Annotated in this window: 23 protein-coding genes and 3 pseudogenes; all 26 read right to left on the reverse strand. The window is 66.2% G+C overall.

Features of this window, described 5'->3' with window-relative positions:
- Positions 1–4 precede the first annotated feature (4 nt).
- Positions 5–991 (reverse strand): DNA-directed RNA polymerase subunit alpha, encoded by a 987-nt coding sequence (locus AB3K78_RS10575; protein ID WP_416443046.1) that lies wholly within the window; start codon positions 989–991, stop codon positions 5–7.
- Positions 992–1,115: 124 nt separating this feature from the next.
- A complete protein-coding gene (rpsK, locus tag AB3K78_RS10580; RefSeq protein WP_046456209.1) occupies positions 1,116–1,514 on the reverse strand; it encodes a 30S ribosomal protein S11 in 399 nt (132 codons plus the stop codon).
- Positions 1,515–1,559: 45 nt separating this feature from the next.
- Complete coding sequence (gene rpsM, locus AB3K78_RS10585; RefSeq protein WP_046456208.1) at positions 1,560–1,928, reverse strand: 30S ribosomal protein S13; 369 nt, start codon at positions 1,926–1,928, stop codon at positions 1,560–1,562.
- Positions 1,929–2,150: 222 nt separating this feature from the next.
- The gene (rpmJ, locus tag AB3K78_RS10590) at positions 2,151–2,264 is read right to left on the reverse strand and encodes a 50S ribosomal protein L36 (RefSeq protein WP_003998809.1); all 114 of its coding nucleotides are present in this window, start codon (positions 2,262–2,264) and stop codon (positions 2,151–2,153) included.
- Positions 2,265–2,335: 71 nt separating this feature from the next.
- The gene (gene infA / locus AB3K78_RS10595) at positions 2,336–2,557 is read right to left on the reverse strand and encodes a translation initiation factor IF-1 (RefSeq protein WP_046456207.1); all 222 of its coding nucleotides are present in this window, start codon (positions 2,555–2,557) and stop codon (positions 2,336–2,338) included.
- A gap of 172 nt (positions 2,558–2,729) precedes the next feature.
- Positions 2,730–3,511, reverse strand: a pseudogene (map, locus tag AB3K78_RS10600) (type I methionyl aminopeptidase).
- Positions 3,512–3,564: 53 nt separating this feature from the next.
- Positions 3,565–4,148 (reverse strand): annotated as a pseudogene (locus AB3K78_RS10605) (adenylate kinase).
- A gap of 14 nt (positions 4,149–4,162) precedes the next feature.
- A complete protein-coding gene (secY, locus tag AB3K78_RS10610) occupies positions 4,163–5,482 on the reverse strand; it encodes a preprotein translocase subunit SecY (RefSeq protein ID WP_046456205.1) in 1,320 nt (439 codons plus the stop codon).
- Between the two features lie 169 nt (positions 5,483–5,651).
- A complete protein-coding gene (gene rplO / locus AB3K78_RS10615; RefSeq protein ID WP_416443059.1) occupies positions 5,652–6,113 on the reverse strand; it encodes a 50S ribosomal protein L15 in 462 nt (153 codons plus the stop codon).
- The gene (gene rpmD / locus AB3K78_RS10620) at positions 6,110–6,298 is read right to left on the reverse strand and encodes a 50S ribosomal protein L30 (RefSeq protein WP_046456203.1); all 189 of its coding nucleotides are present in this window, start codon (positions 6,296–6,298) and stop codon (positions 6,110–6,112) included. The genes rplO and rpmD overlap by 4 nt, the downstream gene beginning before the upstream one ends.
- Positions 6,298–7,004, reverse strand: a pseudogene (gene rpsE / locus AB3K78_RS10625) (30S ribosomal protein S5). The gene rpmD and the pseudogene rpsE overlap by 1 nt, the downstream one beginning before the upstream one ends.
- Positions 7,001–7,375, reverse strand: coding sequence for a 50S ribosomal protein L18 (gene rplR / locus AB3K78_RS10630; RefSeq protein WP_416443061.1), 375 nt, complete (start codon positions 7,373–7,375; stop codon positions 7,001–7,003). Before rplR ends, rpsE begins: the two are co-directional and overlap by 4 nt.
- 2 nt (positions 7,376–7,377) lie before the next feature.
- Positions 7,378–7,914: a 50S ribosomal protein L6 gene (gene rplF / locus AB3K78_RS10635; protein ID WP_416443063.1), complete on the reverse strand. Its 537-nt coding sequence runs from the start codon at positions 7,912–7,914 to the stop codon at positions 7,378–7,380.
- 6 nt (positions 7,915–7,920) lie between these two features.
- Positions 7,921–8,319 carry a 30S ribosomal protein S8 gene (gene rpsH / locus AB3K78_RS10640; protein ID WP_099723154.1) on the reverse strand — a complete coding sequence of 133 codons (399 nt, stop codon included), beginning with the start codon at positions 8,317–8,319 and terminating at the stop codon, positions 7,921–7,923.
- Positions 8,320–8,437: 118 nt separating this feature from the next.
- Positions 8,438–9,004 (reverse strand): 50S ribosomal protein L5, encoded by a 567-nt coding sequence (rplE, locus tag AB3K78_RS10645; protein WP_416443065.1) that lies wholly within the window; start codon positions 9,002–9,004, stop codon positions 8,438–8,440.
- The gene (rplX, locus tag AB3K78_RS10650) at positions 9,004–9,366 is read right to left on the reverse strand and encodes a 50S ribosomal protein L24 (RefSeq protein WP_099723155.1); all 363 of its coding nucleotides are present in this window, start codon (positions 9,364–9,366) and stop codon (positions 9,004–9,006) included. The genes rplE and rplX overlap by 1 nt, the downstream gene beginning before the upstream one ends.
- A 3-nt stretch (positions 9,367–9,369) precedes the next feature.
- Complete coding sequence (rplN, locus tag AB3K78_RS10655) at positions 9,370–9,738, reverse strand: 50S ribosomal protein L14 (RefSeq protein WP_416443067.1); 369 nt, start codon at positions 9,736–9,738, stop codon at positions 9,370–9,372.
- A gap of 31 nt (positions 9,739–9,769) precedes the next feature.
- Complete coding sequence (rpsQ, locus tag AB3K78_RS10660; RefSeq protein WP_046456195.1) at positions 9,770–10,042, reverse strand: 30S ribosomal protein S17; 273 nt, start codon at positions 10,040–10,042, stop codon at positions 9,770–9,772.
- 2 nt (positions 10,043–10,044) lie between these two features.
- A complete protein-coding gene (gene rpmC / locus AB3K78_RS10665) occupies positions 10,045–10,353 on the reverse strand; it encodes a 50S ribosomal protein L29 (protein WP_046456194.1) in 309 nt (102 codons plus the stop codon).
- A complete protein-coding gene (gene rplP, locus AB3K78_RS10670) occupies positions 10,353–10,772 on the reverse strand; it encodes a 50S ribosomal protein L16 (protein ID WP_046456193.1) in 420 nt (139 codons plus the stop codon). Before rplP ends, rpmC begins: the two co-directional genes overlap by 1 nt.
- A 2-nt stretch (positions 10,773–10,774) precedes the next feature.
- Entirely contained in the window at positions 10,775–11,536 is a 762-nt protein-coding gene (gene rpsC, locus AB3K78_RS10675; RefSeq protein ID WP_046456192.1) for a 30S ribosomal protein S3, read from the reverse strand.
- A complete protein-coding gene (gene rplV / locus AB3K78_RS10680) occupies positions 11,537–11,920 on the reverse strand; it encodes a 50S ribosomal protein L22 (RefSeq protein WP_046456191.1) in 384 nt (127 codons plus the stop codon). It abuts the gene before it with no gap.
- 26 nt (positions 11,921–11,946) lie between these two features.
- Complete coding sequence (gene rpsS, locus AB3K78_RS10685; protein ID WP_046456190.1) at positions 11,947–12,228, reverse strand: 30S ribosomal protein S19; 282 nt, start codon at positions 12,226–12,228, stop codon at positions 11,947–11,949.
- A 24-nt stretch (positions 12,229–12,252) separates the two neighbouring features.
- Positions 12,253–13,086: a 50S ribosomal protein L2 gene (gene rplB / locus AB3K78_RS10690; protein WP_046456189.1), complete on the reverse strand. Its 834-nt coding sequence runs from the start codon at positions 13,084–13,086 to the stop codon at positions 12,253–12,255.
- A gap of 26 nt (positions 13,087–13,112) precedes the next feature.
- Positions 13,113–13,412 carry a 50S ribosomal protein L23 gene (rplW, locus tag AB3K78_RS10695; protein WP_046456188.1) on the reverse strand — a complete coding sequence of 100 codons (300 nt, stop codon included), beginning with the start codon at positions 13,410–13,412 and terminating at the stop codon, positions 13,113–13,115.
- Positions 13,409–14,062 (reverse strand): 50S ribosomal protein L4, encoded by a 654-nt coding sequence (gene rplD, locus AB3K78_RS10700; RefSeq protein ID WP_416443071.1) that lies wholly within the window; start codon positions 14,060–14,062, stop codon positions 13,409–13,411. The genes rplW and rplD overlap by 4 nt, the downstream gene beginning before the upstream one ends.
- Position 14,063 lies beyond the last annotated feature (1 nt).

A 14,063-nucleotide genomic window follows, 5' to 3' on the forward strand; every position in this document is an offset into this window, starting at 1 on the left:
CGAATTAGTTGGCGTCGTCTTCGTAGCTGTAGAACTGCGCGCCGTCGAAACCGGGCACGGCGTCCTTCAGCGAGAGGCCCATCTCGGTGAGCTTGTCGCGCACCTCGAAGACGGACTTCTGACCGAAGTTGCGGATGTTCATGAGCTGCGCCTCGGAGAGAGCGACGAGCTCGCTGACGGTGTTGATCCCCTCGCGCTTCAGGCAGTTGTAGCTGCGCACCGAGAGATCGAGATCCTCGATCGGGATCGAGAGCTCCCCGTCGGAGACCGCGTCGACCGGCGCGGGGCCGATCTCGACGCCCTCGGCGGCGGTGTTGAGCTCGCGAGCCAGGCCGAACAGCTCCACCAGCGTCGAACCGGCGGACGCGATCGCGTCGCGCGGGCTGATCGCGGGCTTCGACTCGACGTCGACCACGAGGCGGTCGAAGTCGGTGCGCTCACCGGCACGAGTCGCCTCGACGCGGTAGGTCACCTTGAGCACGGGCGAGTAGATCGAGTCGACCGGAATCCGGCCGACCTCGGCGTCCTCGTTGCGGTTCTGAGCTGACGAGACGTAGCCGCGGCCGCGCTCGATGGTCAGTTCGAGTTCGAACTGAGCCGTGTCGCTGAGGGTCGCGATGACGAGCTCGGGGTTGTGCACCTCGACACCGGCCGGAGCCGAGATGTCCGCAGCGGTCACCTCACCGGCGCCGGTCTTGCGGAGGTACGCCGTGATCGGCTCGTCGTGCTCGCTCGAGACGACGAGATCCTTGATGTTGAGGATGATCTCGGTGACGTCCTCGGTCACGCCGGGGATCGTCGTGAACTCGTGTGCAACGCCCTCGAAGCGCACGCTGGTCACAGCGGCACCCGGGATCGAGGACAGCAGGGTACGACGCAGCGAGTTGCCGAGCGTGTAGCCGAAGCCCGGCTCCAGGGGCTCGATGACGAAACGCGAACGGAACTCGGAGATGGAATCTTCAGTCAGAGTGGGTCGCTGTGCAATCAGCACTGTGTGTGGTCCTTTCGCTGGAGTCCGCTATATGACTCATGCGGGATCTGGTCTGAGCCAGGGGGATGGGGTGCCGCCCGATGGGCGGCAGTCGCGCCGGCCGGAAGCCGGCGCGACTGTCGACTCAGACGCGGCGACGCTTCGGCGGACGGCAGCCGTTGTGCGTCTGCGGGGTCACGTCGTTGATCGACCCGACCTCGAGACCGGCGGCCTGGAGCGAGCGGATCGCGGTCTCGCGGCCGGAGCCCGGACCCTTCACGAAGACGTCGACCTTCTTCATGCCGTGCTCCTGCGCCTTGCGGGCGGCGTTCTCTGCGGCGAGCTGTGCGGCGAACGGGGTCGACTTGCGCGAACCCTTGAAGCCGACGCCACCCGAGGAGGCCCAGCTGATCACGGCACCGGTGGTGTCGGTGATCGAGACGATGGTGTTGTTGAAGGTCGACTTGATGTGGGCCTGGCCCACGACGACGTTCTTCTTGTCCTTGCGACGCGGCTTACGAGCCGCGGACTTCGGTGCAGCCATTGACTGTTCTCCTGAAACCTATGTGTGTGGTCGCGCTGACCGGGATTACTTCTTCTTACCGGCGACGGTACGCTTCGGTCCCTTGCGGGTACGAGCGTTCGTCTTGGTGCGCTGACCGTGCACGGGCAGCCCCTTGCGGTGGCGGAGACCCTGGTAGCTGCCGATCTCGACCTTGCGGCGGATGTCAGCGGCGACCTCACGGCGGAGGTCGCCCTCAACCTTGTAGTTGCCCTCGATGTAGTCGCGGAGCAGGACGAGCTGATCGTCGCTGAGGTCCTTGACGCGGATGTTGCCATCGATGCCGGTGTCGGCGAGGGTCTTCAGCGCGCGGGTGCGGCCGACGCCGTAGATGTACGTGAGTGCGATCTCGACGCGCTTTTCACGCGGGATGTCGACTCCTGCGAGACGTGCCATTCTGGCTCTCCTTAGCGGAAGTGGAGGTGTGGTGCGCATCGGGGGTTCGGGCCTCCGACCCGAGGTGTCCCCCGCGCGTGGATCGGCTCGGTGCCGGTCGCCGCGCGGGATCTTCGATGCGCTTGTGGGTCATCCTGCGAGCCGGAATCGGTCGCAGGATTCGTATTCAGTTGCGTGTGATCGGGGTCGAATGCCCCGGAGCAGCCCTACCGGGCGCCGGGACTAGCCCTGGCGCTGCTTGTGGCGGGGGTTCTCGCAGATCACCATGACGCGGCCGTGGCGACGGATCACGCGGCACTTGTCGCAGATCTTCTTGACGCTGGGCTTGACCTTCATGATGTTTCCTTTACGTGGTTCGCTGTCCTCGTGCTCGCGGGGTGCCGCGAGCCGTTACTTCCGAGCGAGCCTCAGCGGTAGCGGTAGACGATCCGGCCGCGGGTCAGATCGTAGGGGGTCAGCTCAACGACCACGCGATCCTCGGGGAGGATGCGGATGTAGTGCTGACGCATCTTGCCCGAGATGTGGGCGAGAACCTTGTGCCCGTTGGTCAGCTCAACGCGGAACATCGCGTTGGGCAGAGCCTCGATCACCTGGCCCTCGATCTCGATGACGCCGTCTTTTTTGGCCATAGCCTCACTATCGCTTCGGTGGGTATTCACTCGTCTTGCGAATGCCGGGCGCCTCGGTCGCGACTCCAGAAGAGAACACGGAACGAGGCGCAAGGCACCAAAGAGAAATCCTAACCGAACTCGCCCGGGATCACAAGCGAATCAGCGTGTCGGCTTGACGGCCGCGAATCGCCTACGGGATGGGGACCGGAGTGACGCCGAGCGGCTCGAGGCCGGAGGCCCCGCCGTCTTCGGCGGTGAGCACCCAGATACCGCCCGGGTGCACGGCCACGGAGTGCTCCCACTGCGCGCTCAGCGATCCGTCGGCGATGGTCACGGTCCAGTCGTCGTCCTGGACGACCGTGTCGATACCGCCGGCGGAAATGATCGGCTCGATCGCGACCACGAGCCCCGGGCGCACCTCGGGCCCCTTGCGGGACACGGGCACGTTAAACACCGGAGGATCCTCGTGCATGCGTCGTCCGATGCCGTGGCCGATGTAGTCCTCGAGCACGCCGTAGTCGCTGTGCTTGCGCACGTACGAGGACACGGCCTCGCCGATCTCGTTCACGTGCTTCGCGCTCGCGAGACGGGCGATGCCCCGCCACATGGCCTGCTCGGTGACGTGGCTGAGCTTCTCGATCTCGTCCGTGTGGTCGGGCCGGGTCGGGTCGGGCAGCGCCACCGTGATGGCGGCGTCGCTGTTCCAGCCGCCCAGTACGGCGCCCACGTCGAGCGAGACGATGTCGCCGGGCTCGAGCGCATGATCGGTCGGGATGCCGTGCACCACGTGCTCGTTCAGGTTCGCGCAGATGGTGTGCCGGTAGCCGGGCTCCAGCATGAAGTTGGGCGCTCCCCGAGCGACCGGATCGCGTCCTCGGCGATCGCATCGAGCTCGAGCAGCGTGATCCCGGGCCGAACGGCCTCCCGCATGGCCCGGAGCGCGGCCGCGGCAGCAAGGCCCGGCTCCCGCATGAGGCGCAGCTGCGCGGGCGACTTGTAGATCGAACGGCGCAGGATCCCACGGCTCACTTGACGGCGCTCAGCTTTCCGTCGAGCGCGTCGGCGATGCGCGACGAGACCTCGTCGATGCCGCCGAGACCGTCGACCGCCACGAGGATGCCCCGATCCGAGAAGAGCTCGATGAGCGGGGCCGTCTGCGCCGCGTAGATCTCCTGGCGGTGCCGGATGACCTCTTCGGTGTCGTCTGCGCGGCCTTCGACGGCGGCGCGCTTGAGCAGGCGGGCGACGACCTCTTCGGTGTCCGCCTCGAGCAGCACGACGGCGTCGAGCGAGGCCCCTGTGCATCGAGCACGGCGTCGAGCGCGTGCACCTGATCGACCGTCCGCGGATAGCCGTCGAGCAGGAACCCGTTCGCGGCATCGCTCTGACCGAGGCGGTCCGCGACGATCTCGTTGGTGAGCTCGTCGGGGACCAGCTCGCCGGCCTCGATGATCGCCTGGACGCGCTTGCCCAGCTCGGTGCCGCCCTTGATGTTCGCGCGGAAGATGTCGCCGGTCGAGATCGCGGGAACACCGTAGCGCTCGACGATCCGCTGGGCCTGCGTGCCCTTGCCCGCCCCGGGAGGGCCGACGATGAGCAGTCGGGCGATGCGGTGGGATTCGGTCACTTGAGGAGCCCTTCGTAGTGGCGCTGCTGCAGCTGCGCGTCGATCTGCTTGACGGTCTCAAGCCCGACGCCGACGATGATGAGGATCGAGGATCCGCCGAACGGGAAGTTCTGGTTCGCGCCGAAGAACGACAGCGCGATGAGCGGGATCAGCGCGATGAGGCCGATGTAGAGCGAGCCCGCGCTGGTGATGCGGTTCAGCACGTAGTTCAGGTACTCGGCGGTGGGGCGGCCCGCGCGGATGCCGGGGATGAAGCCGCCGTACTTCTTCATGTTGTCCGCGACCTCCTCCGGGTTGAAGGTGATCTGCACGTAGAAGAACGTGAAGCCGATCACGAGGAGGAAGAAGACCAGCATGTAGAGCGGCTGATCGCCCTGCACGAGGTTGTTGGAGATCCAGACGACCCAGGGCTTCGGCTCCTCGCCGATACCCGGCTGGTTGAACTGCGCGATGAGCATCGGCAGGTACAGGATCGCCGAGGCGAAGATGACCGGGATCACGCCCGCCATGTTCACCTTGATGGGGATGTAGGTGCTCGAGCCGCCGTAGGTGCGGCGTCCGACCACGCGCTTCGCGTACTGGACCGGGATGCGCCGCTGGGACTGCTCGACGAACACGACCGCGGCGACCACGACGAGGCCGACGCCGAGCACGAGGAAGAAGACCTCCCAGCCCTTGGCCTGCTTGATGGCCCAGAGCGAGTTCGGGAACTGCGCCGCGATGGAGGTGAAGATGAGGAGCGACATGCCGTTGCCGATGCCGCGCTCGGTAATGAGCTCGCCGAACCACATGATGAGGCCGGTGCCCGCGGTCAGAGTCAGGATCATGATGAGCACGGCCCACCACTCCTGCGAGACCAGGTTCTGGCAGGCCTGATTGGCCGAGGCGCCGAACAGCAGACCCGAGCGGGCGACGGTGACCAGCGTGGTCGACTGCAGGATCGCCAGGGCGATGGTCAGGTAGCGCGTGTACTGGGTGAGCTTGGCCTGACCGGCCTGGCCCTCCTTGTGCAGCGCCTCGAAGTGCGGGATGACGACGCGCAGCAGCTGCGTGATGATCGATGCCGTAATGTACGGCATGATGCCCAGCGCGAAGATCGACAGCTGCAGCAGCGCACCGCCGCTGAACATGTTGATCATCTCGTAGAGCCCCGAGGTGCCCTGGTTCGCCGCGAGGCAGGCCTGGACGTTGCTGTAGCTCACGAAGGGTGCCGGCACGAAGGAGCCGACGCGGAACAGGGCGACGATGGCGAGCGTGAAGAGGATCTTCCGCCGCAGATCGGGCGTCCGGAAGATCCGGCCGATGGCGCTGAACAAAACCTTGCCTCCTGAGGGCGTCGTCGAGGGCTTCGCCGTCACGACGAGAACCGATACTCCAGCCTACACGGGACGTGCAAGTCGGGAAAATACGAACGGGGGCGGAAGGCTTCGACTACGTCGAAGTCCCCCCGCCCCGGGCGTCGTGCCGACCCGAAGGTCGACGGACTTACTTGATCTCGCCGCCGGCGGCCACGATCTTCTGCTCAGCGGAGCCGGAGACCTTGTCGACCGAAACGGTGAGCTTCACCTGGATGTCGCCATCGCCCAGGACCTTGACCGGCTGGTTCTTGCGAACCGCGCCCTTGGCCACGAGATCCTCGACGGTGACCTCGCCACCCTTCGGGTAGAGCTCTGCGAGCTTCGCGAGGTTGACGACCTGGTACTCGGTGCGGAACGGGTTCTTGAACCCGCGCAGCTTCGGGGTGCGCATGTGCAGCGGCATCTGCCCGCCCTCGAAGCCGGCCTTCACCTGGTAGCGGGCCTTGGTGCCCTTGGTGCCGCGACCAGCGGTCTTACCCTTGGACGCCTCACCACGACCCACGCGGGTCTTGGCCTTCTTGGAACCGGCTGCCGGGCGCAGGTGGTGCGCCTTGAGCACGTCGCCGCGCTCTTCGTTCTTCTCGGTCATGCGTCGATCTCCTCAACCTCGACCAGGTGAGCGACCGCGCGGATGTAGCCGCGGTTGGCCTGGGTGTCCTCACGAACGACCGACTGGCCGATCTTGCGGAGACCGAGGCTGCGCAGCGTATCGCGCTGGTTCTGCTTCTCGCTGATAACGGACTTCGTCTGCGTAATCTTCAGGCTCTTCGCCATTACGCACCTGCCTTCGCCTTGGCGGCAGCGTCGGCCGCGGCCTTCGCCTCGGCGCGCACGATGCGGGCCGGGGCGACGCGGTCGAAGTCGAGACCACGGCGAGCTGCGACGGAGCGGGGCTCCTCGAGCTGCTGCAGCGCCTCGACGGTCGCGTGCACGATGTTCAGGGTGTTCGACGAGCCGAGCGACTTGCTCAGGACGTCGTGGATGCCGGCGCACTCGAGCACGGCGCGGACGGGGCCACCAGCGATAACACCGGTACCGGCAGCAGCCGGGCGGAGCAGCACGACGCCGGCAGCGGCCTCGCCCTGCACCGGGTGCGGGATGGTGTTGCCGACGCGGGGCACGCGGAAGAAGTTCTTCTTCGCCTCCTCGACACCCTTGGAGATGGCGAGGGGCACCTCCTTCGCCTTGCCGTAGCCGACGCCGACGGTGCCGTTGCCATCGCCCACCACGACGAGCGCGGTGAAGCTGAAGCGACGGCCGCCCTTGACGACCTTCGAAACGCGGTTGATGGTGACGACGCGCTCGAGGAACTGGCTCTCGTTGCGGTCGCGGCCGCCGCGCTCACCGCGGGTGCCGCGGTCGCGGCTCCCCGGCGCTGCTCGCGGGGCTCGTTGCGGTGATCGGTGGCCGGGGCCTCAGCAGTCTGAGTCTCAGCCTGCGCCTCTGCGGACACTTCCTGCTCCTTCGTTTCGTTGCTCACAGCGTCAGACCTGCCTCACGGGCGCCGTCAGCGATCGCTGCGACACGGCCTGCGTACTTGCTGCCGCCACGGTCGAAGACGACAGCCTCGACACCGGCGCTCTTCGCGCGCTCGGCGACGAGCTCGCCCACGCGGCGAGCCTTGGCGGTCTTGTCGCCCTCGAACGAGCGGAGGTCCGCCTCCATCGTCGACGCCGAGGCCACGGTGTGGCCCTTCGAGTCGTCGACGACCTGGACGAACACGTGACGCGACGAGCGGGTCACGACGAGACGGGGACGAGCCTCCGTGCCGACGATCTTCTTGCGCAGGCGGGTGTGGCGGCGGATGCGCGCAGCCGAACGGCCCTTGGCGCGGGAAATACTAGCGGCCATGGTTACTTACCAGCCTTTCCTGCCTTGCGACGGACGTTCTCGCCCGCGTAGCGGATGCCCTTGCCCTTGTAGGGCTCCGGCTTCTTCAGCTTGCGGATGTTGGCGGCGGCCTCGCCGACCGCCTGCTTCGAGATACCGCTCACGGTGATCTTGGTGTTGCCCTCGACGGACAGCGTGATGCCCTCGGGCGCCTCGACGTTGACCGGGTGCGAGAAGCCGAGCGCGAGCTCGAGGCCGGCGCCCTTCTGCTGCACGCGGTAACCGGTGCCGACGACCTCGAGCTGCTTGGAGTAGCCCTCGGTCACACCGATGATGTCGTTGTTGATGAGGGTGCGGGTCAGCCCGTGGAGCGCACGCGAGTCGCGCTCGTCATCGGGCCGGGTCACCAGCACCTGGCCGTCCTCCAGCGCAACGCGGATGGGCTCGGCGACGACGAGCGTCAGCTCGCCCTTCGGGCCCTTGACCGTGACCGTCTGGCCATCGATCGAAACGTTGACACTGCCGGGAACGGCAATGGGAAGCTTTCCAATACGTGACATGTCGAATTACCACACGTAGGCGAGAACTTCTCCGCCCACGCCCTTCTGCTCGGCCTCGCGGTCCGTGAGGAGCCCCGAGGAGGTGGACAGGATCGCGATGCCGAGGCCGCCGAGCACGCTCGGGATCTCGGTGGAGCGCGCGTACACCCGGAGGCCGGGCTTGGAGACGCGCTTGATGCCCTCGATGGAGCGCTCGCGGTTGCTGCCGTACTTCAGCGACAGGGTGAGGGTGGTGCCGACGCGGGCGTCCTCGACCTTCCAATCCGCGATGTAGCCCTCGCGCTTGAGGATCTCAGCGATCCGCTCCTTCAGCTTGGAGCCGGGGAGCGACACGTCGTCATGGTGCGCAGAGTTTGCGTTGCGCAGACGGGTCAGCATATCTGCGACCGGATCAGTCATCGTCATGAGTGACTCTTCTTTCTCGCCTGGTATCGCGCAGCCGGACACGGCTGGCGACCTGGGTGACACGGCTGCGGGCACCCCGGAAACCCGGGGTGCCGCAGCCGCATGGACTATTCAGTTGTTATTCGGCCTTGAACGGGAAGCCGAGCGCCTTGAGCAGCGCACGACCCTCGTCGTCGGTCTTCGCGGTGGTGACGACGGTGATGTCGAAACCACGCACCCGATCGATCTTATCCTGATCGATCTCGTGGAACACACTCTGCTCGGTCAGACCGAAGGTGTAGTTGCCGTTCCCGTCGAACTGCTTGGGCGACAGACCGCGGAAATCGCGGATGCGCGGCAGCGCGAGGTTGACCAGACGGTCCAGGAACTCCCACGCGCGGTCACCGCGGAGGGTGACGTGCGCGCCGATGGCCTGGCCCTCACGCAGCTTGAACTGCGCGATGGACTTGCGGGCGGTCGTGACCTTCGGCTTCTGGCCGGTGATCTTGACGAGGTCCGCGATAGCGCCCTCGATCACCTTGCTGTCGCGAGCTGCCTCGCCGACACCGGTGTTCACGACGACCTTGACCAGGCCGGGAACCTGCATGACGTTCTCGAACTTGAACTCCTCGCGGAGCGCAGGAACGATCTCGGCACGGTACTTCTGCTTGAGGCGCGGCTGGATCTTCGTTGCCGTCTCAGACATCAGAGGTCCTTCCCAGACTTCTTGGCGAAGCGGACGCGGACGGTCTTCTTCTTGCCGCCCTTCTCCACCTCTTCGGTGCGGAAACCGACACGGGTCGGCTTCTTGGTCTCGGGATCGACGATCGCGACGTTCGAGATGTGGATCGGGGCCTCGACGGTCTCGATCCCTCCCTCGTTGGTGCCGCGGGCCGACTGGCCCTGCTTCACGTGCTTGGTGACGTAGTTGACGCCCTCGACGACCACACGGTCGGTCTCGGTCAGGACCGCGATGACGTGGCCCTGCTTGCCCTTGTAGCCACCGCGCTCCTGCGACGGGCCCGAGATGACCTCCACGAGGTCACCCTTCTTGATCTTGCTAGCCATGGACTAGATCACCTCCGGTGCGAGCGAGACGATCTTCATGAACCGCTTGTCGCGAAGCTCGCGACCGACGGGTCCGAAGATACGGGTGCCGCGGGGCTCCCCGTCGGCCTTGAGGATGACGGCGGCGTTCTCGTCGAACTTGATGTACGAGCCGTCTGCACGACGGGTCGCCTTCTTCGCACGAACGACAACAGCCTTGACGACGTCGCCCTTCTTCACGTTGCCGCCCGGGATCGCGTCCTTGACGGTCGCGACGATGGTGTCCCCGAGGCCGGCGTAGCGGCGGCTCGAACCAGCGAGCACGCGGATGGTGAGCAGCTCCTTGGCACCGGTGTTATCGGCGACCTTGAGCCTGGATTCCTGCTGAATCACTTCTTACTCCTTACTCAGTAAGCCCGAGGGCTTACTTCGCCTTCTCGAGGATCTCGACGAGGCGCCAGCGCTTCGAGGCGCTCAGCGGACGGGTCTCGTGGATGAGCACGAGATCGCCGATGCCTGCGGTGTTCTGCTCGTCGTGGGCCTTGACCTTCGACGAACGGCGCAGGACCTTGCCGTAGAGCGGGTGCTTCACGCGATCCTCGACCTCGACGACGATGGTCTTATCCATCTTGTCGCTGACGACGTAGCCGCGGCGGGCCTTACGGTAGCCGCGCTGTTCCTTCTCGACCTCAGCCATTATTAGGCCTCCTTCGTCTCAGCGGCGGCGTCCGCCTGCTCGGTCTTCTTGCTGCTCTTCTTCGCCTTCGCGGGAGCCGCGGGAGCGGGCGTGGCCCGGATCCCCAGCTCGCGCTCGCGGAGCACGGTGTAGATGCGCGCGATGTCGCGCTTCACCTGACGCACGCGCCCGTGGCTCTCGAGCTGGCCGGTGGCCGACTGGAACCGCAGGTTGAACAGCTCCGCCTTGGCCTTCTTGAGCTCCTCAGCCAGACGCTCGTCCTCGAAGGTGTCGAGCTCGCTGATGACCAGTTCCTTGCTTCCGATCGCCATTACGCGTCGCCCTCCTCGCGCTTGATAATCCGAGCCTTGAGCGGCAGCTTGTGGATGGCGCGGGTGAGCGCCTCACGAGCGAGCTGCTCATCAACACCAGCGACCTCGAAGAGGACGCGGCCGGGCTTGACGTTTGCGACCCACCACTCGGGCGAGCCCTTACCGGAACCCATGCGGGTTTCCGCGGGCTTCTTCGTCAGGGGACGATCCGGGTAGATGTTGATCCACACCTTGCCGCCACGCTTGATGTGGCGGGTCATGGCGATACGGGCCGACTCGATCTGGCGGTTCGTCACGTACGCGGGGGTGAGGGCCTGGATGCCGAACTCACCGAACGCGACCGTGTTGCCGCCCTTCGAACGACCGCTGCGCCCCGGGTGGTGCTGCTTGCGGTACTTGACTCGACGGGGAATCAGCATGCTTACTTCTCCGCTCCTGCTGCGACGGGCGCAGCCTCGGTCTGCGCGCCACGGGGCGCGCGACGGCGGTCATCGCGACGGTCGCGCGACGGCTTCTGGGCCGCCTGCTCGCGAGCGAGTTCCTTGTTCGTGAGGTCACCCTTGTAGATCCAGACCTTCACGCCGATGCGGCCGAAGGTGGTCTTCGCCTCGTAGAAGCCGTAGTCGATGTTCGCGCGAAGGGTGTGCAGCGGCACGCGACCCTCGCGGTAGAACTCCGAACGGCTCATCTCGGCGCCGCCGAGACGGCCGGAGACCTGGATGCGGATGCCCTTGGCGCCGGCGCGCTGAGCGCCCTGCAGGCCCTTGCGCATCGCGCGGCGGAACGCCACGCGAGCAGCGAGCTGCTCGGCGATGCCCTGCGCGACGAGCTGAGCGTCGGCCTCGGGGTTCTTGACCTCGAGGATGTTCAGCTGGATCTGCTTGCCGGTGAGCTTCTCGAGCTCGGCACGGATGCGCTCCGCCTCGGCGCCGCGGCGTCCGATGACGATGCCCGGGCGAGCCGAGTGGATGTCCACGCGGACGCGGTCGCGGGTGCGCTCGATCTCGACGCGGGACACGCCGGCGCGGTCCAGCTGCTCGGTCAGGTGCTTGCGGATGCGGATGTCCTCTGCGAGGTAGTCCGCGTACCGCTGGCCCGGCTTGGTCGAATCCGAGAACCAACGCGAGACGTGGTCGGTCGTGATCCCGAGGCGGAAGCCGTAGGGATGAATCTTCTGGCCCATTTACTTGGCTCCCTTCTTCGCGGTCACGAGCTCATCGGCGGTCTGAAGCACGACCGTGATGTGGCTGGTGCGCTTGTTGATGCGGAACGCGCGGCCCTGGGCCCGCGGACGGAACCGCTTCAGCGTGGCGCCCTCGTCGACGAATGCACGAGCGATGACCAGCTCGTCCTCGTTGAGACGAAGGTTCTCGTTGTCGGCCTTCACGCGAGCGTTCGCGATCGCCGAGGCGACGAGCTTGAAAATCGGCTCCGATGCGGCCTGCGGGGCGAACTTCAGGATGGCCAGGGCCTCCTGGGCGTTCTTGCCGCGGATCAGGTCAACGACACGACGGGCCTTCTGGGGGGTGATGCGGATATGACGCACGCGTGCGATCGACTCCACCATTTCTCTTCCTCCTTCACGTCACCGCGTTAGCGGCGACGGCCCTTCTTGTCGTCCTTCACGTGACCACGGAAGGTGCGGGTCGGGGCGAACTCGCCCAGCTTGTGACCGACCATGGTCTCGGTGACGAACACCGGGATGTGCTTGCGACCGTCGTGCACTGCGATGGTGTGACCCAGCATGGCCGGGATGATCATCGAGCGGCGCGACCAGGTCTTGATCACGTTCTTGGTGCCGGCTTCGTTCTGCGAAACCACCTTGCCGAGCAGGTGGTTGTCGACGAAGGGGCCCTTCTTGAGACTACGAGGCATCTTCTACTCTCTCCTACCTGCCGACTAGTGCTTACCGCGGGGACGGCGACGAACGATGAGCTTGTCGCTTTCCTTGTTGGGACGGCGCGTACGGCCTTCCTTCTGACCCCAGGGGCTGACCGGGTGACGACCACCCGAGGTGCGACCCTCGCCACCACCGTGCGGGTGGTCGACCGGGTTCATGACGACACCGCGGACGGTCGGGCGGACGCCCTTCCAGCGCATACGGCCGGCCTTGCCCCAGTTGATGTTCGACTGCTCGGCGTTGCCCACCTCGCCGACGGTTGCGCGGCAGCGCACGTCGACGTTGCGGATCTCGCCCGAGGGCAGACGCAGCTGGGCGTAGGGGCCGTCCTTCGCCACGAGGCGGACGGACGAGCCGGCGGACCGCGCCAGCTTGGCGCCCCCGCCCGGCTTCAGCTCGATCGCGTGGATCACGGTACCGGTCGGGATGTTGCGCAGCGGCAGGTTGTTGCCGGGCTTGATGTCGGCCGCGGGACCGGACTCGACGATGTCGCCCTGCTTCAGCTTGTTCGGCGCGATGATGTAGCGCTTGGTGCCGTCCTCGAAGTGGAGGAGCGCGATGCGAGCCGTACGGTTGGGGTCGTACTCGATGTGAGCGACCTTCGCGTTCACGCCGTCCTTGTCATTGCGACGGAAGTCGATGACGCGGTACTGGCGCTTGTGGCCACCACCGATGTGGCGGGTGGTGATGCGGCCCTGGTTGTTGCGGCCACCGGTCTTCGGCAGCGGACGGAGCAGCGACTTCTCGGGGGTCGAACGCGTGATCTCAGCGAAATCGGCGACGCTCGAACCGCGACGACCGGGGGTCGTCGGCTTGTACTTACGAATAGCCATGTGTGTCTTCTCTCTTCGCTTCCGAGCTACAGCGCAGCCGTGAAGATGTCGATGGATCCCGACTTCAGGGTGACGATGGCGCGCTTGGTGTCCTTGCGCTTGCCCATGCCGAACTTGGTCCGGCGCGTCTTGCCCTTGCGGTTGAGCGTGTTGATCTTGTCGACCTTCACCCCGAAGACCTGCTCGATGGCGAGCTTGATCTCGGTCTTGTTGGCCGTCGGCTGCACCTCGAAGGTGTACTGGCCGTTGGCGTCGATGAGCCCGTAGCTCTTCTCCGAGACGATCGGTCGGATGATGACGTCGTGCACGTTCTTGTTCAGGCTCACTTCGAGACCTCCTCAGCGGCGCGTCCGTCGACGAATGCGTCGTAGGCGGCCTTGGTGAAGACGAGATCGTCGCTGACGACCACGTCGTAGGCGTTGAGCTGATCCCACGCGATGACGTGCACGCCGGGCAGGTTGCGGACGCTCAGCACGGTGAGCTCGTCGTCGCGGCCGATGACCACGAGAACGCGCTTGCCGGGGGCGACGTTCGCGAGGAACTCGCGAGCGACCTTGGTGCTGGGCTTGTCTGCGATCCCGAACGAGTCGACGACGTGCAGGCGGTTCGCGCGAGCGCGGTCCGAGAGCAGGCCGCGGAGTGCCGCCGCGATCATCTTCTTGGGGGTGCGCTGCGAGTAGTCGCGCGGCACGGGGCCGTGCACGACGCCGCCGCCGCGGTGCTCAGGAGCGCGGACCGAACCCTGACGAGCGCGGCCGGTGCCCTTCTGCTTGAACGGCTTGACGCCCGAACCGGAGACCTCGCCGCGGTTCTTGGTCTTGTGCGTACCCTGGCGTCGAGCAGCGAGCTGCGCGGTGACGACCTGGTGGATCAGCGGGACGTTGGTCTCGGCGCCGAAGAGCGACTCGGGCAGCGAGACCTCGCCGGCCTTCTTGCCCTTCGCGTCGAGCACCTGGAGCTTGGTTGCGGTAGCCATG

It is taken from the genome of Leucobacter sp. HNU, from assembly GCF_047946755.1.
In the GTDB taxonomy this organism is placed as follows: domain Bacteria; phylum Actinomycetota; class Actinomycetes; order Actinomycetales; family Microbacteriaceae; genus Leucobacter.

Bases quoted from the DNA above. Each gene is read 5' to 3' on its own strand.
- rpsK (WP_046456209.1), bottom strand. From the start codon at position 1,514: ATGGCTGCACCGAAGTCCGCGGCTCGTAAGCCGCGTCGCAAGGACAAG.
- rpsM (WP_046456208.1), bottom strand. From the start codon at position 1,928: ATGGCACGTCTCGCAGGAGTCGACATCCCGCGTGAAAAGCGCGTCGAG.
- rpmJ (WP_003998809.1), bottom strand. From the start codon at position 2,264: ATGAAGGTCAAGCCCAGCGTCAAGAAGATCTGCGACAAGTGCCGCGTG.
- infA (WP_046456207.1), bottom strand. From the start codon at position 2,557: ATGGCCAAAAAAGACGGCGTCATCGAGATCGAGGGCCAGGTGATCGAG.
- rplO (WP_416443059.1), bottom strand. From the start codon at position 6,113: ATGACCGAGAAGAACGAAGAGCGCGGCGACGTGCTCAAGGCGCACCAC.
- rpmD (WP_046456203.1), bottom strand. From the start codon at position 6,298: ATGGCGAAGAGCCTGAAGATTACGCAGACGAAGTCCGTTATCAGCGAG.
- rplR (WP_416443061.1), bottom strand. From the start codon at position 7,375: ATGGCCGCTAGTATTTCCCGCGCCAAGGGCCGTTCGGCTGCGCGCATC.
- rplF (WP_416443063.1), bottom strand. From the start codon at position 7,914: ATGTCACGTATTGGAAAGCTTCCCATTGCCGTTCCCGGCAGTGTCAAC.
- rpsH (WP_099723154.1), bottom strand. From the start codon at position 8,319: ATGACGATGACTGATCCGGTCGCAGATATGCTGACCCGTCTGCGCAAC.
- rplE (WP_416443065.1), bottom strand. From the start codon at position 9,004: ATGTCTGAGACGGCAACGAAGATCCAGCCGCGCCTCAAGCAGAAGTAC.
- rplX (WP_099723155.1), bottom strand. From the start codon at position 9,366: ATGGCTAGCAAGATCAAGAAGGGTGACCTCGTGGAGGTCATCTCGGGC.
- rpsQ (WP_046456195.1), bottom strand. From the start codon at position 10,042: ATGGCTGAGGTCGAGAAGGAACAGCGCGGCTACCGTAAGGCCCGCCGC.
- rpmC (WP_046456194.1), bottom strand. From the start codon at position 10,353: ATGGCGATCGGAAGCAAGGAACTGGTCATCAGCGAGCTCGACACCTTC.
- rplP (WP_046456193.1), bottom strand. From the start codon at position 10,772: ATGCTGATTCCCCGTCGAGTCAAGTACCGCAAGCAGCACCACCCGGGG.
- rpsC (WP_046456192.1), bottom strand. From the start codon at position 11,536: ATGGGCCAGAAGATTCATCCCTACGGCTTCCGCCTCGGGATCACGACC.
- rplV (WP_046456191.1), bottom strand. From the start codon at position 11,920: ATGGTGGAGTCGATCGCACGCGTGCGTCATATCCGCATCACCCCCCAG.
- rpsS (WP_046456190.1), bottom strand. From the start codon at position 12,228: ATGCCTCGTAGTCTCAAGAAGGGCCCCTTCGTCGACAACCACCTGCTC.
- rplB (WP_046456189.1), bottom strand. From the start codon at position 13,086: ATGGCTATTCGTAAGTACAAGCCGACGACCCCCGGTCGTCGCGGTTCG.
- rplD (WP_416443071.1), bottom strand. From the start codon at position 14,062: ATGGCTACCGCAACCAAGCTCCAGGTGCTCGACGCGAAGGGCAAGAAG.